The organism is uncultured Friedmanniella sp. (assembly GCF_964244005.1).
Lineage (GTDB): Bacteria > Actinomycetota > Actinomycetes > Propionibacteriales > Propionibacteriaceae > Microlunatus.
On the sequence record NZ_CAXTHG010000010.1, the window covers coordinates 120,004 to 140,022 of the forward strand.

Annotated in this window: 17 protein-coding genes and 1 pseudogene; 14 read left to right on the plus strand and 4 right to left on the minus strand. The window is 69.2% G+C overall.

The window, feature by feature from the left end; translation table 11 throughout:
* Window positions 1–3 precede the first annotated feature (3 nt).
* A complete protein-coding gene (locus ACFE76_RS08720) occupies window positions 4–723 on the minus strand; it encodes a response regulator transcription factor (protein ID WP_375431354.1) in 720 nt (239 codons plus the stop codon).
* A 155-nt stretch (window positions 724–878) separates the two neighbouring features.
* Between ACFE76_RS08720 and ACFE76_RS08725 the strand changes: the two genes are divergently transcribed.
* From ACFE76_RS08725 to ACFE76_RS08745, 5 genes are all read left to right on the plus strand, one after another.
* Window positions 879–2,492: an HlyD family efflux transporter periplasmic adaptor subunit gene (locus ACFE76_RS08725; RefSeq protein WP_375431355.1), complete on the plus strand. Its 1,614-nt coding sequence runs from the start codon at window positions 879–881 to the stop codon at window positions 2,490–2,492.
* Window positions 2,489–3,232, plus strand: coding sequence for an ABC transporter ATP-binding protein (locus ACFE76_RS08730; RefSeq protein WP_375431356.1), 744 nt, complete (start codon window positions 2,489–2,491; stop codon window positions 3,230–3,232). Before ACFE76_RS08725 ends, ACFE76_RS08730 begins: the two co-directional genes overlap by 4 nt.
* Window positions 3,229–4,506 (plus strand): ABC transporter permease, encoded by a 1,278-nt coding sequence (locus tag ACFE76_RS08735; protein ID WP_375431357.1) that lies wholly within the window; start codon window positions 3,229–3,231, stop codon window positions 4,504–4,506. The genes ACFE76_RS08730 and ACFE76_RS08735 overlap by 4 nt, the downstream gene beginning before the upstream one ends.
* A 46-nt stretch (window positions 4,507–4,552) precedes the next feature.
* Window positions 4,553–4,879 carry a hypothetical protein gene (locus ACFE76_RS08740; protein WP_375431358.1) on the plus strand — a complete coding sequence of 109 codons (327 nt, stop codon included), beginning with the start codon at window positions 4,553–4,555 and terminating at the stop codon, window positions 4,877–4,879.
* Window positions 4,880–5,092: 213 nt separating this feature from the next.
* Window positions 5,093–6,028, plus strand: coding sequence for a DUF4352 domain-containing protein (locus tag ACFE76_RS08745; protein WP_375431359.1), 936 nt, complete (start codon window positions 5,093–5,095; stop codon window positions 6,026–6,028).
* A gap of 52 nt (window positions 6,029–6,080) precedes the next feature.
* On the opposite strand, the gene ACFE76_RS08750 is transcribed toward ACFE76_RS08745, so the two are convergent.
* Complete coding sequence (locus ACFE76_RS08750; protein ID WP_375431360.1) at window positions 6,081–7,157, minus strand: ATP-binding protein; 1,077 nt, start codon at window positions 7,155–7,157, stop codon at window positions 6,081–6,083.
* 538 nt (window positions 7,158–7,695) lie between these two features.
* On the opposite strand from ACFE76_RS08750, the gene ACFE76_RS08755 reads away from it, so the two are divergent.
* On the plus strand, window positions 7,696–8,070 hold the full coding sequence (locus tag ACFE76_RS08755) for a hypothetical protein (protein ID WP_375431361.1): 375 nt from the start codon (window positions 7,696–7,698) through the stop codon (window positions 8,068–8,070).
* 136 nt (window positions 8,071–8,206) lie between these two features.
* On the opposite strand, the gene ACFE76_RS08760 is transcribed toward ACFE76_RS08755, so the two are convergent.
* Window positions 8,207–8,887: a dienelactone hydrolase family protein gene (locus ACFE76_RS08760; protein ID WP_375431362.1), complete on the minus strand. Its 681-nt coding sequence runs from the start codon at window positions 8,885–8,887 to the stop codon at window positions 8,207–8,209.
* A gap of 321 nt (window positions 8,888–9,208) precedes the next feature.
* Window positions 9,209–10,624, minus strand: coding sequence for a plasmid pRiA4b ORF-3 family protein (locus ACFE76_RS08765; RefSeq protein WP_375431363.1), 1,416 nt, complete (start codon window positions 10,622–10,624; stop codon window positions 9,209–9,211).
* Window positions 10,625–11,079: 455 nt separating this feature from the next.
* Here ACFE76_RS08765 and ACFE76_RS08770 point away from each other — a divergent pair.
* The 8 genes and pseudogenes from ACFE76_RS08770 to ACFE76_RS08805 form a co-directional block, all read left to right on the plus strand.
* Window positions 11,080–11,241, plus strand: a pseudogene (locus ACFE76_RS08770) (FAD-binding protein); the annotation flags it as partial.
* A 59-nt stretch (window positions 11,242–11,300) separates the two neighbouring features.
* Window positions 11,301–12,353, plus strand: coding sequence for an FAD-binding oxidoreductase (locus ACFE76_RS08775; RefSeq protein WP_375431364.1), 1,053 nt, complete (start codon window positions 11,301–11,303; stop codon window positions 12,351–12,353).
* Between the two features lie 42 nt (window positions 12,354–12,395).
* Window positions 12,396–12,644, plus strand: a complete 249-nt coding sequence (locus ACFE76_RS08780; protein WP_375431365.1) for a 4Fe-4S dicluster domain-containing protein — start codon at window positions 12,396–12,398, stop codon at window positions 12,642–12,644.
* A gap of 12 nt (window positions 12,645–12,656) precedes the next feature.
* Window positions 12,657–13,670 carry a heterodisulfide reductase-related iron-sulfur binding cluster gene (locus ACFE76_RS08785; protein WP_375431366.1) on the plus strand — a complete coding sequence of 338 codons (1,014 nt, stop codon included), beginning with the start codon at window positions 12,657–12,659 and terminating at the stop codon, window positions 13,668–13,670.
* Between the two features lie 409 nt (window positions 13,671–14,079).
* A complete protein-coding gene (locus ACFE76_RS08790; protein ID WP_375431367.1) occupies window positions 14,080–15,225 on the plus strand; it encodes a DNA cytosine methyltransferase in 1,146 nt (381 codons plus the stop codon).
* Complete coding sequence (locus tag ACFE76_RS08795; RefSeq protein WP_375431368.1) at window positions 15,222–17,057, plus strand: ATP-binding protein; 1,836 nt, start codon at window positions 15,222–15,224, stop codon at window positions 17,055–17,057. The genes ACFE76_RS08790 and ACFE76_RS08795 overlap by 4 nt, the downstream gene beginning before the upstream one ends.
* Window positions 17,054–18,616 carry a hypothetical protein gene (locus ACFE76_RS08800; RefSeq protein ID WP_375431369.1) on the plus strand — a complete coding sequence of 521 codons (1,563 nt, stop codon included), beginning with the start codon at window positions 17,054–17,056 and terminating at the stop codon, window positions 18,614–18,616. Before ACFE76_RS08795 ends, ACFE76_RS08800 begins: the two co-directional genes overlap by 4 nt.
* The coding region (locus tag ACFE76_RS08805) for a hypothetical protein (RefSeq protein ID WP_375431370.1) at window positions 18,613–20,019 on the plus strand (1,407 nt) is incomplete at its 3' end. The genes ACFE76_RS08800 and ACFE76_RS08805, both read left to right, overlap by 4 nt.

Sequence of the window (20,019 nt, forward strand, 5' to 3'; positions counted from 1 at the left end):
CCGTCATCGGTGCGCTCCCGGGACGCGCAGGCTGTAGCCGATGCCGCGGACCGTCTCGATCAACGGCGGGTCGATGATGTCGATCTTGCGGCGAAGGTAGCGGATGTAGGAGTCGACGACGGCGGAGTCACCGTTGAAGTCGTAGTGCCAGACGTGCTCGAGGATCTGGGCCCGCGACATCACGCGGCCGGCGTTGCGCAGCAGAAAGCGCAGCAGCGCGAACTCAGTCGGCGACAGCGAGATCGAGGTGGCGCCGCGCCAGACCTGGTGGGCGTCCTCGTCCATCTCCAGGTCGGCGTACTGGAGCAGCCCGCTGGTGGCCGCCGGGTGGTCCGCCGGCCGCAGCCGACGCAGGATGACCCCGATCCGGGTGATGACCTCCTCAAGGCTGAACGGCTTGGTGACGTAGTCGTCGCCGCCCAGGGTCAGCCCGCGCAGCTTGTCCTCCATCGCGTCTCGCGCGGTGAGGAACAGCACGCCGACGTCGCGCTTGGCCCGCAGTGCGGGCAGCAGGTCAAAGCCCTCCGCGTCCGGCAGCATCACGTCGAGGATGACGAGGTCGGGTCGGAAATCCTCTGCGGCCCGCAGCGCATCGGCGCCGGTCCCGGCGGTGGCCACGACGAAGCCGACGTAGCGGAGGCTGAGGCTCAACATCTCCACCAGGTAGGGCTCGTCGTCGACGACGAGGACACGGGCCCCCTCGAGCTCGGGCGCGATCTGCATGGGGTCAGCATGTGCTGGCTGGATGAGAGTGTGGTGTCAAAACGGTCACTCTCACCAAGTTGTCATCATGTCGACGTCGTCGTCGCATCTCGGCCCGCCATCCTCGTATCCATGGAGACGACCGGCTGCAGCCGTGGTGACGGGATAATGGGGTCATGAAACGGCGCACGGTCGTCATCAACTCAGTGCTCGGCGTCGCGGTGCTCGGTGTCGCGGCCGCCGCGGGGCTCTCGATCAGCAACGCCGGCGCCCGGACCGCCCCGACCGGCCAGACGGTCGCGGTCCAGCGCGGCACCGTCACCGCCACGGTCAGCGCCACCGGTAACGTCGAGGCCGGCACCTCGGTGTCGGTCGCCATGTCGGGGTCCGCCAGCGGCACGGTGACGAAGATCTACGTGAAGGAAGGCCAGCAGGTCGAGAAGGGGGACCGGCTGCTGAAGGTGAACGACACCTCGGCCAAGCGTTCGCTGAAGACGGCCGAGGCGAGCCTGGCGTCGGCGCAGGCCCAGCTGACCACCGCCACCCAGGGCCGTTCGGCCGCCGACCAGCAGGTCGACGACGCCTCGGTCCAGAGTGCCCAGACCGCGCTGACGAACGCACGGACCGCGGCGTCCCAGGCTCGGCAGACCTACGCCCAGGACAAGCGCCAGCAGAACGCGTCGGTGTCGGACGCGGCGGACGCGGTCGACGACGCCGAGGACACGCTGGCCGCCGACCAGAAGCTGCTGAAGACAGCTCAGGCAGCTCAGCCGGCAAACCCGACCCAGGTCGCCACGCTGCAGTCGACGGTGGCCAGTGACACCGCCGCCGTGAGCTCGGCGAAGGCGACGCTCACCCAGGCCAAGCAGACGCGGGACAAGACCCTGCTGGCCGGCCGGCAGCAGATCCAGACCTCCGACGGCCAGGTCGAGGCGGCCGAGGACACGGTCGCCAGCCAGACGTCGCAGAAGGCGGCGAACGAGCAGCCGGCCCGGCAGGGGTCGGTCGACTCCGCCGAGGCGTCCGTCGAGTCCGCGCAGGTGAGCGTCGACACGGCCGAGACCGATCTGGCCAACACCACGCTGCGGGCCCCGCTGGAGGGCACCGTGGTCGACATCGCGGCCGTCGTCGGGGAGTCCTCGAGTGCGGCGGGCGGCTCGACGTCGAGCACGTCCTCGGGCTCCTCAGGAGCGGCGGGGGCCACGGGTTCGAGCGGGACGAGCGGCACGTCCAGCTCGTCGTCCTCGGGTTCGGGGCTGGTCACGCTGGCGACCACGGACGCCAAGCAGGTCAGCGCGTCCGTCGCGGAGGCCGACGTGGTCAAGGTCAAGGCCGGCCAGTCGACCCAGGTCCAGTTCCCGGCGTCCGGCCGGACGCTGACCGGCAAGGTGACCGCCGTGGCCTCGGAGAGCACGGTGACCGACAACGTCGTCCAGTACGCGGTGACGGTGTCGCTGCCGACGGCCGGGTCGTCGATCCGGCTCGGCCAGACCGCCGACGTCACCATCACCACGAGCCGGCACACCGACGCGCTGTACGTACCGACGAGCGCGCTCATCACGGCCAACGGCCACACCACCGTGACCCGCCGGTCCAACGGCGCTGACGTGACGGTGGAGGTCCAGACCGGTCTCGTCGGTGCGGTCGGCACCGAGGTCGTCCGCGGCCTGAACGAGGGTGACCTGCTGGTCCTGCCGACCGGCGACACCAGCCAGGGCTACACGTTCCCGGGGGCGGCCGGCTCGTCCGGCTCGAGCGCCTCCCCGAGCAGCAGCACGAGCCCACGGTGACCCGGGCCGACCGACCGGTCATCGACCTGCGCGGCGTCGTCAAGACCTACGGCGAGGGCGAGACGGTCGTCCACGCGGTCGCCGGGGTCGACCTGACCGTCGAGCGCGGCGACTACGTGGCGATCATGGGCGCGTCCGGTTCGGGCAAGTCGACGCTGATGAACATCATCGGCTGCCTCGACGTGCCGACGGCCGGGGTCTATCGGCTGGACGGCATCGACGTCCGCCGGCTGACCGACGGCCAGCAGTCCAAGATCCGGAACCGCAAGATCGGCTTCATCTTCCAGAGCTTCAACCTGATCGCGCGGACCAGCGCGCTGCGCAACGTCGAGCTGCCGCTGGCCTACGCCGGGGTCGGCGCCCGGGAACGGCGGGAGCGGGCCGCGGCGGCGTTGGCGCGGGTGGGTCTGTCCGACCGCGTCGGACACAACCCGTCCCAGCTGTCCGGCGGCCAGCAGCAGCGGGTCGCGGTGGCGCGGGCGATCGCGACCGAGCCCGTGCTGCTGCTCGCCGACGAGCCGACCGGTGCGTTGGACAGCCACAGCACCGACGACGTGCTGCGGCTGTTCGACTCGTTGTCGGCGAACGGGCGGACCATCGTGGTGATCACGCACGAGAACGAGGTGGCGGCGCACGCCAAGCGGGTGCTGCGGATGCGGGACGGGGTGGTCGAGCACGACGACCGGCAGGTTGGGGTGCACGACCTGCCGCCGCGCTATCAGCCGACGGCCGCCGCGTGAACCTCAGCGAGAGCTTCCGCTTCGCCTGGCGTGGGGTCACCGCCAACAAGGCGCGGTCATTCCTGACCATGCTCGGCGTGCTCATCGGCGTGGCGTCGGTGATCGCCCTCGTCGCCGTCGGCAACGGGGCCAGCGCCAGCGTCACGAACACGCTGAACAGCCTGGGCAGCAACACCCTGACCATCCTGCCGGGCGCGAACAGCGGCGGCTTCGGCTTCGGCCCCGGCGGGGGTGGGGACGGCAGTGACGACAGCAACAGCGCCACGGACTCGGGGACCGACATCCGGGCGGTCCAGCTGACCCTGGAGGACGCCCGCGCGCTGGCCGACCGGTCGCAGGCGCCCGACGTGCTCGGGGTCGCGCCGGTCGTGAGCCCGGCGTCGGTCATCGCGACGTACCGGGGCGCCTCGCACACGGTCAGCTCCACGAGCGGCACCACGCCGTCGTACCTGCTGATCGACAACGACACCGTGGCCAGCGGCCGCGAGTTCACCGACGCCGACTACCTGGCGCACTCCCGGGTCGCCCTGCTGGGCGTGACGGTGGCGAAGGACCTCGTCGGCGGGGACGGCAGCGCGGTCCTCGGCAAGGTCATCAACCTCGACGGCAACGCGTTCACCGTGATCGGCCTGCTGACCGCGAAGGGCAGCCAGGGTCCGCAGGACTCCGACGACCGTGTCCTCGCGCCGGCGACGGCAGTCCAGGACACGTTGGCGGGGTATGAGAACCTGAGCTCCATCTCGGTCAAGGCCACCTCGGCCGCGACGGTCGACGCGGCCCAGGCCCAGGTGGAGAGCATCCTCGACGCACGCCACGGCACCAACGACAGCAACCGGGACTTCAGCGTGACCAGCTCGGCCTCGTTCCTGAGCGCAGCGAGCACGATCACCTCGGTCTTCACCCTGCTGCTCGGGGCGATCGCCGGCATCTCGCTGCTGGTCGGCGGGATCGGGGTCATGAACATCATGCTGGTGACCGTGACCGAGCGGACCCGCGAGATCGGCATCCGCAAGGCCATCGGCGCCGGTCGGGGCGACATCATCGCCCAGTTCCTGCTCGAGGCGGTGATGCTGTCGATGTTCGGCGGTCTGCTGGGGGTCTTGATCGGGTCCTTGGTGGGCCTGGTGCACGTCGGCACCTTCAGTCCGGTGGTGTCGACCGGCTCGGTGGTGCTGGCCTTCTCCTTCTCACTCGCCGTCGGCCTGATCTTCGGCCTCTACCCGGCCAACCGGGCCGCCTCGCTCAAGCCGATCGACGCGCTGCGCTATGAATAGCCCGCGCCGCTCGTCCGCTGATCCACTCCGCACCTCGGGAGGGCCGATGGCCGAATCTGACACCGCTGCTGACAGGGGACTGGCTGATGACCTGCTGGGGTCGGGTGAGTCTTCTCCGGAGGCGGACCTGCCGACGGCCACCCAGGTCGCGGTGCCGGACGTGGCCGACGACGACGAGGACTACCTGCAGCCCGCCCGCAAGCGGGGCAAGCTGACCACGGGCCTGATCGTCGCCCTGATCTTCCTGCTGGGGATCCTGGTGGGGACGGTGCTGTCGAGGACGCTCTCGCCCGCCCCCGCGCCGCAGGTGGTGTACGTGTTGAACGATGCCGGCTCCCCCGCGCCGACGGCTGCCGCCTCGACTCCTCGCTGAGCCCCCGTTCCCTGAGCCTGTCGAAGGTCGTTAGCGGAGGTCCGGCCGGCCGGCCGTGGCAGTACTGTTCCTCCAATAACAATTCGATCTCGACTTGCGGGTGACGCTTTCCTTTTCGATTACTGTCTCTGCGACCCCTTCGAATGGGGTGAGCGCAGGAGACGATGGGACACGCCAGCAGTGAAGCAACACAGGTTCGGACTGATTCTGTCGATGGCCGCGCTGATCGCCCTGGCGGGGTGTTCGGGCGGAGGTTCTCCGGCTCCTAGCCTCACAACATCGGCGGCCCCGGCGTACGACAACTTCCAGACCATCGGTGACGCGATCGGGTGTCTCAGCCTGATCAATTCTGATCCGGAGACGACCGACATCAAGGATAACAAGTACTGCAATCTCGAGCATCCGACTCAAAAGGGCGGTGGTGTCACCGTGTACGAGTACGCCGACGTCGCCCGTCGCGACAAGAGTCTCAAGGCCGGCTTGGTGTTCGAGCAGAGCTTCCTGGTGCTTTCTGACACGTGGGCCATCAACGGTGAGGTGAAGGACCTCCGCAAGATCAAGGCCGTGTTGGGAACGGGCGAACTGCGCACGGCAGAGCCGGACGCTTCACCGCGTGCTGATAGTGGCGTCGAACCAGGAGACGACGAGCCCACCCTGGACATCGACGACGCCACCCTGGTCAGCCTCGGCAAGTCCGCGACCTACCAGGGACAGCGGGTCCAGGCCGGGAAGGTCTACTGCAACGACCTCAAAGGCTCGAAGGACCCGAACCGGCAGTTCGACTCGTGCCGCCTGTCCTCGCTCAGCGACGGGTACGAGGACCACAAAGCCCCGAAGGGCCAGGAGTTCTACCTGGTGGCCTTCCGGTGGAAAAACACCGGTAACGAGCCGGTCGCTCCGAGTGACTTCGGAAACCTGGTAACGGACAAGGGCGTGGAGTACGCGGACGAGACCGAGCTCTCCGACAGTGCCACCACCAACGCCAGAGGCAACGAAGATTTCAGCACCAGCGGAGAGATGAACCCAGGAACGTCGGGTCGAATCCTGCTTTGCTACGCGATACCCAAGGGTACCAAGGTCGCGAAAATCTACTGGGGGCTGGACGACTACTCAGAGGGGCTGGCTGCCTACGCACTCGAGGTCAAGTGAAGTCAAACCTCGTGGGTTAGGGAAAGGGAGGTCCGGCAATGCAGCGGAATCATCACTGGCGCCAGGCCTCCAGCAGCTCATCCGGCGCGTAGGCCCGGACGCCCTGGACGTCGCAGCCAGAACGGGAAACGACCAGGAGGGGCGTATCGCCGTCGGCCCCGGGCAGCTGTGCCCGGTGCAGGACCAGTGCGTTCAGGTCGCGGCCGTCGAAGGGTTGCTGCTCGAGCCACTTGATCGAGCCGACGCCGAGGATGGCGCCTGCGACGGGTCCCTTGTCCGCGACGACGACGTCGATCTCCGGAACATTGGTGCGCGTCCAGTAGCTGCCGACAACTGGGCTCGACCCTTCTTCGCCGCCGAGACCAAGCGACAGCCGGTCCAGCGACTCGCGGAGAACCGGCTCGACCGCGCGTCCGCGCCATGCCGACCACGAGCTCTGGATGCGGGCCAGGACGCGGTCCCCGCGGCCGCGGTCAACTTCTCCGATGTGTGAGCCGAGAAAGGCGAGCCAGAAGCGCAGGTACGGGTCGGCGACTCGGTAGCGCTTGTCCCTGCTGCCGGATCTCGTCGACAACGGTTCGTCGAACGAGACGACTCGTTTGTCGATCAGGAGCTTCAGTGAACGGTTGAGCGAGGCTTGGGGCAAACCGCCGGCCCGGCGTCCGATGGCGGTGAAGGTTCGTTCGCCGGTGCCGATGGTCGTCAGCACCTCCCGAGCCTGGGCCTCCGTCGGGAACTCAGCGGCGAGCGCCCGTTCCGCCGACACGAGGAGGGCCGAGGTTGACTCGGCCAGGGCTTCCTCCAGATACCCCCAGAGCGAGAGCCCTGGGCTCCATTCGGCACAGATCAGCGGCAGGCCGCCGGTCACCAGGTAGGCGTCGAAGGCGTCGGCCGCCTCCAGCTGAAGCATGGTGCCCACCTCGAGCGGTGACAGTGGGGGCACCACCATCTCAGTCGCCCGCTGGTGGAAGGGCCGACCGTACGCGTTCAGCGCTTCCATCATCGACAGGTCCGACCCGATGCCGACGAGCAGAACGCGACGGCGCGACAGCTCGCGGTCGAACATATTCTGCAACGCTCCTTCAAAGCCGGTGTCGGCCGCCGCGAGGTAGGGCAGCTCGTCCAGCACGACGACGCTGCCGCCCTCGGGGAGGGCTGACGCCAGCAGCCGGAGCGCCCCCTCCCAGGAGGAAAGCTCGACGTCGCGGAACAGAGCGGCGTCCGGAAGGCTCGACGAGGCGACGTCGTCGGCGAAGCCTCGCAGCTCTTCGCGTACCGGACGACCGCTGGCCGCGTAGTAGACGTAGGGCAGTCCCGTCCGAACGACGAACTCCTCGACGAGGCGTGACTTACCGACGCGGCGACGGCCACGGATCAAGATGGCGCGGCCAGGAGTACCCGGCAGCGAGTCCGTGAGGACCCGGTCCATGATCTTGCTCAGGCTCGCAAGCTGCCGTTCGCGTCCGATAAACACCCTGGCTCCGTTCGGTGAAGTTACTATCACCAGTGACAGTATCTTCAATGAGAGTATCTTGAACTGGAGTGAGGGCGCGTGCCCTATCGGTGATCCGCCCTTAAGTGGAAGCAACAGCCCGGACTACTACAGCCCGGCTCAGTTCTACCCCCAGACCGTCTGCACCGGGAGCACGAACCGAGTGGAGACCACGGTGCTGGTCTCCCCTCGTAACCGCTCGGGTGGGCAGTGGTTCTACACCCGGGTCTGGGCTCGTGACGTCACCAACGGATACGGGGCCTGGAAGAACCAGGGGACGGCTCAAGCGTTCATCCCCGAGGTCAACTCGATGAGCTACTCGATGGCGGACTACCGCGAGCTGGCCACCTCCAAGTTCACCGGCTACGACGGCCACTCCTACCAGATCTACGTCGAAGCCTGGGCCGCGTACAGCGGCGGCCAGTACGAGGGGATCGGCGCCAAGAACTCCAACCACTACTCGAGCTTCGGCGCCTACGAGCCGAACATCTACGGGGAGACCCTGCAGCGCATCCCCGGCGCCTCCGGCAGCTACTGCACCGTCTACTGATCGTTCCCCGATGCTCCTGCCTCCCGAAAGTGCTCTTGCCACCTGTCGAAAGGCGGCAAGAGCACTTTCGGTTGGCAAGACCTGGCTCCTTACCGTCCAGTCAGGAACGAGACGGCCTCGGCGAGCCCGAGGTCGGTCAGCACGGGGTCGTGACGAGGGCCGATGTCGCGCATGAAGGCGTGCTCGCCGCCGCTGAGAGGTGCAGCTCGACGTGCTCCAGCCCCGCCGCGTACAAGGCGGAGATGATCTGCAGCCGTGCGTCGGCCGGCACGTGCGGGTCATTGCTGCCGAAGATGATCATCAGCCGGCCGCCGACGTTGGCGGCTCGGGCCAGGGAGTCGGCCTGATCGGAGCCGAGCGATCCGTTGTGCAGGCCGGTTGGATAGAAGCAGACGGTGGACGCGACTCGCGGGTCGAACGCGGCCCGGAACGCGAGGTGCCCGCCGAGGCAGAAGCCCACGACGCCGATCTCCTCGACGTCGTCCCGCTGCTGCAGGTAGTCGAGGGCGGCGGCCGCGTCGGCGTCGAACTGCGCCGTCGTCGTATGAGCTGCGCCGGCCAGCCCGGCCTGCTTCCCGGAGTCGTCGAACTCGAGCGCCACGCCCGGGAGCTCCCGCGGGTAGATCTCGGGCAGACACACCAGGAACCCCGCCGAGGCCAGCTGTCGCGCGGTCCGCAACGTCGACTCCGTCAGCTGAAAGATGTCGGTGTAGTAGAGCAGGGCCTGGGGGCGCCGAGGACCGACCGGCTCGATGACGATCGCCTCGATCTCGCCGTCAACAGCCGGGATGCGGACTCTCTCCTCGCGCAGCTTCACCTTCGACACCCTAAGCCGGCCTGGTCGCCGCGGCCGTCGGCGGAGCGTCCTCGATGGCGTTCCGGGGACGACGTCGCGATCGCGCCTTCACGGGTCTGGCGTACGCCGAGCTGGTCACCAATTAGCCGCAGGCCGCTGGCGGCGTCGCTACACGTCAACAAGGCGTTCCGCAGCCCCCTGCTGAGGTTCTTCATCGGGAAGATGGAGGCGATCCGGTCCAGTTGCTGACATGAGCGGGCGTTGCACTGATCATATGTAGCCATACTGACGCTCCCGCTGGACGTGCGGACGTCCGCGATGCTTCGACGTCACGCCTTCGGATCAGTGCTGACCGATCACCGAGCGGGCGGCGGCCGCGACGGCCAGGTCGGTGCCCATCACTCTCCAGCCGGTACGGGCTGCGCCGGCCAGCTCTTCCAGAACGTCGAGCGTCGGACTATGGGCAGGGGGCCGCGAGTAGGAGTCTCGGTCGGTTCTCCAGCCGAAGGCCAACAGCAAGTCGCTGACCTGTTCACGCCACTGCTCGGCCGGAACACCGCTCCCGGCGACGGCGAGCGCCGCCCAGCCGGCGTGCCGTTCGAACTCCTTGGTGCCCAACGGAAGTCGCCCGGCGATGTGCGCCAGCAGTGCCTGGGGGTCCTCCCGGGTGCGGACGCCCGCCTTGGTCGGGGCCAGCCGGCCCTTCCGGACCGACACCAGCCCGAGGGCCCGCGCGGTCTCACGGACGGCGGCGACGGGCGGCGTCAGGTCTTCCCGGTTGGCCTTGCCGATCCACCACTCGGTGATGCCCACGCGTTTGGCGAGCTGTTCGACCAGCTTGGGGGGCAGATAGCCGGCGGAGGTCAGCGCCACACCGTCGCCGACCAGGTCGAGGAGAGTCCGGTAGGTTGCGGTCAGCCTGGCCGCCTCGTCGTCAGTGACGTCGGTCGGCTCGTGGGACGACGGTCGGCCGAGCACCTCGCGCAAGCTCCGGATGCCGCGCTGTTCCAGCTGCTCGAGCAGATCGGCGAGCTCACCGGTGACGGCGACCGGCTCGGCCAGGGCGACGGACAAGGCGGCGTTCGCCTCGTCGACGGCGAAGTGGTCCGGGTGCCACTCCAGCGGCAGCCAGTCGCGGGCCTGGGCAGCATCTCCGAAGACTTCCGGGAGCTGCGCGTCGTCGTACCCGCTGCGCACCCAGGCTGCCAGCTCGTCGTAGCCTCCGATCCCGCCGCAGTCCTCCGGCGGGCAAGCCATCCGACCGCCGACGCAGCGCACCGTCGCGGGCCGATCGTCGAGCACCTCCTCGACCTGAAGCACGTGGTCCCACCCGTCACCGAAGTCGTACTCGTACCAAAGAGTGTCGCCCTTCGCGCTGACCAGCTGGTCGAGGCGGACGCCGTCCTCCGGCACACCGTCCTCGCCTTCGTCGACATCGAAGGTGGTGACAAAGGACGGCGACCGGTAGTCGCGGCCGGTACGGAAGCGGTGCAGGTGGCTGTCGGTCCAGCCCATCGCGGCTTGGATCGCGTCGTGCACCCGGGGCAGCGTCAGGTCACCGGGCAGGTCGAGGCGCCGCCAGACCGGTGGCTTGGCGCCCTGCAGGTCCAGCCGTACCCGGAAGCCGGACACCTCCGGCGGCGGAGGACGCAACGCTGGCTTCGCGGCGGCATCGAGCTTGTCCAGGATGCTGGTGACGTGGCCGCTGAGCAGGGCCTGGAGGAGGGCACGGTGGTCCTCGGCGGTGCCACCGGCCATCAACTGCTTGGCGAGGCTTTCAGCATCGGATGAGCTTCCCACGGCGCCTAGTCAACCATCCTCGATCGATCACGTGCTGGTCTCGTTAGTCGTGCTGCGATGCTGTGGATATCCACTCCACTACTGCGAATCCTCCAGACCCCGCAGCCGCACCTCACAGTTCGACAGCCCCAGCAACGCGCTGCTGCTCGCGGCCCTCGACTCCGCCCGCGCGTTCTTCGCCCTTCTCTCCCCGGTCCTGAGATGGCTGGGCGTGGCGATCAGCGGTTCCGACACGTCGTCGAACTCTGATCGGCCGGAGTGTCGGGCTGCTCGCCCTGACGACCTGCGCACGAGCGTCGGGACGGCTTGGGGGTGCGGCGCCGACGAGCTTCGACCGGTACGCGCTGGCCCACGACGCCTCGGACTTCCTGCCGCCGCCGACAGCGGTGGTCGCTCCGCGCGACGCGGCCGAGGTGGCCGCCCTCTTGGAGGTCAGTGCCCGGCAGGGGGTGCCGAGCACCTTCCGGTCCGGCGGCACCAGCCTGTCCCGTCAGAGCGTGACCGACGGGCTGCTGGTCGACGTCCGGCGGCACTTCCGGACTGTCGAGGTGCTCGACGGCGGGGCGCGGGTGCGGGTGCAGCCGGGCGTGACGGTGCGCCAGCTGAACGCGCGGCTCGCCCCGTACGGACGCAAGTGCGCCCGGACCCGGCCAGCGAGGCGGCGTGCACCATCGGTGGCGTGGTGGTCAACAACTCCAGCGGGATGGCCTGCGGCACCACCGGGGCGGCGGACGCGGACGAGCAGCTACGGCTGCTCGAGCCCGACCTCTATGCCGGACTGCTGGGGCTGCGCGACCGGGTCCGCGCCAACCCGGCCTCGGTGGCGACCATCGAGCGCCAGTTCGCGATGAAGAACACCATGGGCTACGGCATCAACGCGCTGCTCGACCACGACACCCCGGCGCAGATCCTGACCCACCTGATCGTCGGCAGCGAAGGCACGCTGGCCTTCGTCGCGGCGGCGGTGTTCCGGACGGTGCCGCTGCGGACCGAGCTGTCCTCGGCGCTGCTGCTCTTCGACGACCTGTACGCCGCCAACCGGGCGCTGCCCGAGCTGGTGGCCACCGGGGCCGCGACCCTGGAGCTGATGGACGCTACGTCGTTGCGGGTCGGGGAGGCGTTCCCGGACTGCCCGGACCCGATCAAGGCGCTCGCCGTCGACGGCCAGGCGGCGTTGCTGCTGGAGTACCAGGCCACCAGTGCGGCCGAGCTCACCGAGCTGGTGGCGGCGGCCGGGCCCACGCTGGCCGGGTTGCCTACGTTGTCGCCGGCGGTGCTGAGCGAGGACGCAGCCCTGCGCTACCAGCTGTGGAAGCTGCGCAAGGGGCTCTATACGTCGGTGGCCGGCGCCCGACCACCGGGCACCACCGCCTTGTTGGAGGACATCGTCGTGCCGGTGGCCGAGCTGGCGCCGACGTGCGTGGACCTGACCCGGCTCTTCGACTCCTACGGCTACGGCGACAGCGTGATCTTCGGTCACGCCAAGGACGGCAACATCCACTTCATGATCACCGACCGCTTCGAGGGCGAGGCCTCGTTGGGCCGCTACCGCGACTTCACCGAGGACCTGGTCGATCTGGTGCTCGGCAACGGCGGTTCGTTGAAGGCCGAGCACGGCACGGGGCGGGTGATGGCCCCGTACGTGGCGCGGCAGTACGGCGAGGAGCTGTACGCGGTGATGTGTTAGATCAAGCGGCTGTGTGATCCGCGCGGCCTGCTCAACCCGGGGGTGCTGATCAGCGACGACCCGCAGGCGCACCTGAAGCACATCAAGCTGACGCCGCCGGTCGAGTCCGAGGTGGACCGCTGCGTGGAGTGCGGCTACTGCGAGCCGGTCTGTCCCAGCCGCGACCTGACCCTGACGCCCCGGCAGCGGATTACGGTCCGCCGCGACATCGCGGCGGCCTCGCTCGCTGGGGACGCCGGGCTGGCGAAGCGGCTGGAGGACAGCTACGACTACGCGGGGGTCCAGACCTGAGCCGTCGACGGGATGTGCCAGACCGCCTGTCCGGTACTGATCAACACCGGCGACCTGGTGAAGCGGCTGCGCCGCGAGGACCAGTCGTCCGTGGCCGCGGCGGCGTGGACCCAGGCGGCGAAGCACTGGGGTGTGGTGGCGGGTGGTGGGTCGCTGGCTCTGACGGCGGCGGCGGCGGTGCCGGGGGCGTTGGCCCCTGCTGTCGGCGCGGTCAACCGGCTGGGCCGGCGCGTGGTCGGCACCGACCAGCTGCCGCTGTGGTCGTCGGAACTGCCCTCCGGTGGGGCGTCGCGACGCCGCCCGGCCGTGACCGCTGAGCCGGACGCGGTCTACCTGCCGGCCTGCGTGAACACGATGTTCGGACCGACCGAGGGTGACGGGGTTCAGGTCAGCTTCGAGAAGCTCTGCGCCCGAGCCGGCCTGACACTGCTGGTCCCCGCGGGCATCGACGGCCTGTGCTGCGGGACGCCGTGGTCGTCCAAGGGTCTGCCCGACGGCTACGCGGCTATGCGCGCGAAGGTGCTGCCGCTGATCTACGCCGCCACCCGGGACGGCGACCTGCCCGTGGTGGTCGACGCCAGCTCGTGCACGGAGGGCTTCTTCAAGATGCTGGCCAGCGACGCGGACGGGCCAGCCGTACGGGTGGTCGACGCGGTGCAGTTCGTGGCCGAGCGGGTGCTTCCTTTGCTTGGGTCGTACGAGCGGCTCGAGTCGGTTTCGGTTCACCCGACCTGCTCGTCCACGCAGCTGGGGTTGAACAGCTTTCTCGGTACCGTCGCCGCGGGGGTGGCGACGGAGGTGCAGGTGCCCCTCGACTGGCAGTGCTGCGCCTTTGCCGGTGACCGTGGCCTGTTGCACCCCGAGCTGACCGCCTCAGCTACTGCGGCTGAGGCTGCTGAGGTGGAGGCGTACGGGGCCAGTGCCCACGCCTCGTGCAACCGGACGTGTGAGCTGGAGATGACCCGTGCGACGGGGAAGCCGTACCGGCACATCCTGGAGCTGCTGGTCGAGGTCGCTGAGGTCTGACGCCGATTGGCCGCGTCGGGGTCGAAAAACGTTCCCGCGGGAACGTTTTCCGAGCGCGAGCGTGGCCAGCCAGGCGAGGTGACGGGGTTGGGGCTACTTGTGACGCCCGGCGAGTCTGACTGCTGATGCCAAAAATGTCGGCGGTGCTCTATATCGTCTCCCGCATGGAGACGCGCGCTGCACTCGCAGGCCGGAGGTGCGAAGCCTCTGGCGGCCTCACGTCGAGCCAGCAAAGGCTCGCAGGGGTCGTTACCCAAGCGGTGGTCGCTCAGAAGATCGGGACGACGCAGACAGTGCGCGCGCGCATGCAGATTGCGCAGTGCAGGAACAGTCTCGTGTCGGTTCATTGGACTGTCCAAGCACACGGCTGCGATTCTGGCCTCCTCTTCGACCGTCGCTCCCGCGCCTGATGGCAGGCGTTCTCGGCCGCTACGCGGCCGTCTCTTTGTTCTCTGGTTGCGGCGGGATGGACGTCGGCGCCGAGCAGACCCGGCGGGTCAAGGTTGTGTGGGCCATCGACAACGAGCACTGGGCGGTCGAGACCTACAGGCGAAATCTGGGCCGCCACATCGTCGAAGGCGACATCACCCAGCTGCCGGTGCCCGAGGTGCCGTGCGACATTCTGCTCGCCGGGCCGCCCTGCCAGGACTACTCCACCCTGTGGAACCATGACGGGCTGAAGACCGCGCGTGGGAACCTTTTCCGGCAGGTGGCGCGCTACCTGGACGTCCTGCGCCCCGCCGGCTTCGTGCTCGAGAATGTCCCCGGGCTCCTGTCTGCCAACAGGGGAGAGGCGTGGAAGCTGGTGCGGCACGCGCTCCGGGCGCCCAGCAGCTACTCAGACGCCGGTCGCGGCCCGGTCCGCTACGACTTGAGCGCCCAGGTGGTTGACATGGCCGACCTCGGCGTCGCTCAGCACCGGGAACGTCTGATCGTCGTCGGGGTGCGTCGCGACCTCGGGGCGAGGCCGCCTATCATTCCTACGCCATTCGCCGGCTCGCCGCTGACTGTCGGCGACGTGCTCGACCGACAACCGCTCCGACCGGACGCCCCCAACCACGAGACAGGTATGGATACCGAGGACGTTGTGGAACGACTCAAGCTGATCGGGCCGGGACAGAACTACGAGGCGGTGCCCGAGGGGCACCCGCTCGCTGTGCGAGGACTCATCAGCCATGTCTACCGCCGACTCGACCCCAACAAGCCCGCCTATACGATTATTGCCGGCGGGGGGGGAGGCACGCATGGCTACCACCACGAGGAACCCCGCCGTCTGACCAACCGGGAAAAAGCCAGGCTCCAAGGCTTTCGCGACGATTTCATCTTCGAGCACGGCACCCGTGCCGGCACCCGGGATGCACGGTCGGCGTACCCGCGCGTCCGGCGCCAGATCGGGAACGCCGTCCCCCCACCCGGCGCCCGCGTGATTGTGGCTGCGCTAGCTGAGACGCTGGCGAACGCAGGCGTCCCGACGCGCAGCGCCTCAGAGCTCGCCGCTGCACGCCGGGCTTCGCGCAGACCTGCCGGCCAGGTCGCAATGGAGCCGGCGCAGTGACGCCCCCCGAAGCCGAGGCGCCCATCGTCACCGCGCTGCGCAAGCTGTCGGTCTTTAACGCCCACCAGGGGGGTGCCTACCGCGAGCACTACGCCGAGCTGGCCACCACCCTCGGCCCCGACATCAAGACCAAGCTGGCGCAGTTCCTCGAGAGGTGGGCCAGCAACGGCCAGCCGGGTATCGTGCTGCTTACGGGGAACGCCGGCACCGGCAAGACGGCGGCCGCCGAGGCCTACTGCAGGGCCGTCGGCGCGGCCCTGCCCGGCACCGACGCCCTGCTAGAGGCGGCGCCCGGCCGCTGGGTGCTGAAAGACCTGTCCGGAGTGCCGACCGCAGTCGAGCGCGCAGAGGCCATGGCCGAAGCCGCGGCTCAAAGCCGCGGCGGACAGGTCCTGTTGTGCGCTAACGAAGGCATCCTCCGCGACGCGTTCAGCGACCTCGGCGACACCGCCTCCACTGCTGTCCTCGACGAGGCACTGCTGACCGGGGCGGCGGTTTCCGGCGGCCAATTTATCGTCAACGTGAACAGGCAGCGCCCCACCGGCGACAAGCTTTGGGCCGCGCTGCTGGACTACGTTACCCGGGAAGAGCTGTGGGCGGGCTGCGACGGCTGTCCGTTCGACGACGGCGGCTGCGCCATGCGCAGCAACGCAGCCCAGCTGCGGCGCAACGACGTGCGGAGCCAGTTGCGCACCCTCTTCCGGCTCGGTGCTGGCGACTCCGTCCCGACGCTGCGGGAAGTGCTTGCCATCCTCTCCTGGGCCGTCGTCGGCGACGCGAGCTGCCGCGAGACCAAGGACGGCTTTCGCGACCTCGGCCAGGCTGCTTGCACCGCGTCTGACAGTTACTATTCTCGGCTGCTCGGCGGCGGCCTCGAGCCCGACTCCGCAGAGAAGTCGCCTCTGCTTGTGGGGATCAAGGGCAGCGGGCTCGGGCTGGTCAGCGACCTTGAGGTCGACAGCTGGCTCCGCGATAGCGGGGGCGCCCCTGAAGCCGTGCAGGAGATCGCCGGGACGCCTCCACCCGGACAGCCGTCCGGCCGCGGCCTCGACGGCAGCCGGTCCCCGCTTGATCGCGTGAATACAGCCCAGCAGCAGATGACGTTCCACGCCCTTGGCGAGATGATCAGCACCTCAGAGGACGTCGCGAAAGTCGAGGACGGGCTCACCGCGCTCGTCCGGGGCAGCGACGCGGCGCCGGCCGCACAGTCGCTTTGGCGCCGGCGGGTGTACTTCGAGGCGGCAGCCGCGCTTGGCGGGCCGGCGGCGGCGGATCGGAGGCTGCTGCGGTTCCGGCGAGCCTCCAGCCTCGCCGTGCTGGCCGCTGACGTCGCCACCGGCCGCGACACCGTGCTCGCGCTGACCGAGCTGGTGCGGGGCCTCAACTTCCTGGTCACCGGGTTCCCCAGCCCCGACGAAGGGATGGTGGTCCCCGACCCTGCCTGCCTGTTCTCCCGCGACCCCGGCGCGTTCCGGCCCGCAGCGCCGTCGCTCGTGCATAGCCTGGTTCCCGCCGGCCGGTTGTCGCTGCGGGTCCCCGACCGCGGCCTGGTCGAGGAGGTGCTCGACATCGACCACGTTGACGTCGTCCTCGAGGTCGACCACTCGCCCGAACTCGCCCTGCGCATCAGTCCCCGGATGTATGAGGCAATCTGCGAGGCCGCCGACTTCGGCGGCCCCGTCGGCCAGGGCGTCGCCGAGATGAACGACCTGCGCAGCTTCTACGGCAGGCTCGCCTCAACCGGCGCCGACGAAGCTATGCGGGTCGCCGATCCGACCTCCTCGCCGCCGGCGCTGCTGAAGATCACTCTTCCCCACTTCGCGGGCCGGTGAGCCTCGTGCCCCCCAAGAGACCCGAACGCCTCGCGCCCGGCGCGGTCGCTGCGCAGCTGCTGTGCATCGAAACCGATCGCGACGAGCGCGCGTCGCCGCTGTTCGCCGAGATGCTGCTGACCCTGGTGCAAAACGGATATCGGGCCCCCGAGACCATCGACCAGCTGACCAGCCCGAAGCGCCCCCGGTTCGCCGTCCGCAGCCTCGCCGTCGGAGAAAACTTCCTCGGCGGCCGAGACCGCGGTCGCGCCGGCGACGCAGAGACCACGCCAGCCCAGTACGGCGCACGCTTGGCCGCCGGCCAAGAGATGCGCGGATCGGCTAATCTCGCGCTCGCCCAGAGGACGCTGGAGGGACTCGTCGACCCCGAGACGACCCGCGCCCAGAAGGGGACCTGGCTACTGAGGCCGTTCCACGAGTCACTCCTCTGGTACGACGCCCGGAAAGGCTCGCCAAGCAGCCCCCAGTGGGGCGTGCGGAAGGTCTACATGCGCGGGAAGGGCATCACCTTCGCCCGGATGCTGCTCGATGCGCCAGACGAGGAGTCCCGGCAGCTCGGCTCTGCCGCAGTCGCCTCGATCAAGGAGGCGCTGACCGGCCCCACCCCCCTCGCCAGCATCAGCGGCGCGCTCGAGGAGGCGCTCGACGACGGCGAGCCCTACGCACGCGCCCCCGACATTGAGGCCGACGAGCGCGAGGCGTGGAAAAGGGGCGCGGACTCGAGGCTGGCCGAGCTCGCCGGGCGGCTCTGCCGGCACGCCGAGGGCGTAATGGCCCAAGAAGGCGCAAGCGGGCCCGCCAAGCTTTGGCAACTACGCACCGTCGTCGCCCTCAACTTCGCAACCCACATCATCCGCACAGCATGGGACAAGACCGGCGCCCCCGACAGCGACCAGTTCCTCCTGCTGACCTTCGGCGGCGGACCCCGGGCCACCGACCCGATCCGGCAGCGGTCCGAGGAGTTCTACCGGCGCGCACGCATCCGGCTCAGCGAGGCCATCGTGCAGACGCTGGCCGAGCAAATGGAGGAGCTCGACCAGCCGGGAGTCAACTGGGCGGCCGAGTTCCAGGCCCGCAGCCCACTCGGCGCCGACAGCGAAGACAGCGTTGCGAGCCAGCTGCGAAGCCTCCCCGACAACCCGGCGAGCAGCGCCTACGAAGAGATCGCCCGGTCGGCGGTCGAAGCGACGAACGCCAACTACGGCCGCGGTGCCGGCGACGGCTTCCGTGTGCTGCTCGAGTCGATCGGGATGCTGGTCGGCACCGGTGCCTACCGCTATCTGACTGCAGACCCCACTCTCCTCGGCGCGCTTGTGGGTGCCCTCTCCGCGCAGATGCCGATGTCCAGTCGCGACTTCTTCGCCGCGCTGCGCAGCGAGTGGGGGCTCGTCGTCAATCAAGAGTCCGCCGCCGGCACCGCCCTCGCCGCGCTCGTCGACGGGACCGGCCTCGAACGTAACGCACGGAAGGCAGAGAAGCTGATGAGCGACGCCGGTCTGGCCCTCGGACTGTCGGACCGCACGACCATGGTCGGCGAACGCGCCCGGAGGACCTCATGAGTGACCGCCTCGGACGCGCACTGGCCGCCAGCATCCGCCTACGAACCCAGTCGGGGGAACGCACGTTCTTCCTCGTTGAAGGCGTCCCTAGCTCCGTCGCCGAAGGCCTCAGCAAGGCTTGGGACGACGCGTCGATGCCGCAGCTCGCCGTTGTCTCGGCCGCACCCGGCAAGTTTGGCCGCCATGCCCTGGTCGACGCCTCTGGAACGCAGCTGCGAAACCAGGCCGGAACCCGTGGCGTCGTCCTCGTGCTCTGCGACGGCGAACAGGTCCCCGACCGGCAGTCGCTGGGCATGTTTGAATCCCTCCCCCCGAGCGCCCTGCTGGAGACCTCCGGCGACCTGGCGCTCTTGGCCCAGCAGGAGCCCGCCGCCGAAATGGACGGCCTCGCGGGAGCAGTGCGCCGGGCGATCGTCGAAATGGGCTCGGCGTCGCGGCCCAGCGCAACAGCCGTCGCCGATTATCTCGACCTGCTCGCCGCAGGGGCCGACCCACTCCGGGAACTGCCCGTGATCGGCGGGTTTACTGACCACGCCGACCAGGGTGAGCGTGTCGACTCCAGCCGCATCGTTAGCAACCTCACCCTCGCCTCGCGCCGCACCAGCGACGACGTGCTCCGCCCCGCCGCTTACGCCGACCTGCGGAAGAGGGCGGAACGGGTCTTCCTCTCCCGTCCCGGCACCAGCCCCGTGGCAGCGGCCACGGCAGCGGGCGCCGTGATGACCGACCTGCAGGCTGGCAGCTCCGATCTGCTGCGCGCCCTCAGCTTCGACGAAGCGCGTGAACTATTTGAGCGCCGCCCCGAGGGGCTGAGCGAAACGGTGCGTAGAGAACTGGCGGCGTTCCGCAATAGCGCCCCGGTCGGCAGCCAAGTCGAGGGCCTGCCATGGGACAGCTACTTCGCCCGCGCCGCCGAGCTGACCCGCGGCAGCGGGCAACGCGAAGCAGCAGGTGAGTTGTGCGCCATCGACGACGCACACCAGCGAAGAGTGTTTGCCCGCGAGACCCGACGCAAGCTAGAGCAGAGCCTCCGCGACAAGTCTGTCAACGGCAGCAAACCCTCCTGCCCTGAAGCCGCGATCGCCCGGGCCGCCGAGCAGCTCGGCGGGCTCGTCCACCGCGTACAGCTGCTGGAGCCCCACCCTCCCGCCGCCCGCTCGGTCGCCGCGACCAACCGTTCAGGCGCCGGACGCATTCTCACTCTCGCCTGCGCCCGGCTGCGCCTGGGAGGACTCCTGCAGGAGTGGGCCGACGCCGAAGAGGAGATCGACGGCCTGCTCGTCCGGGCTGCCGACGACGACGACCTCGGCGGACAAGAAGGCCTCCAAGCCGCCATCGCCGACCTCAACCTAGGTGGCTGGTGTTTTTTGTCGCGTGGCGGTCCGGGGTTCGTCGGCTGTGTT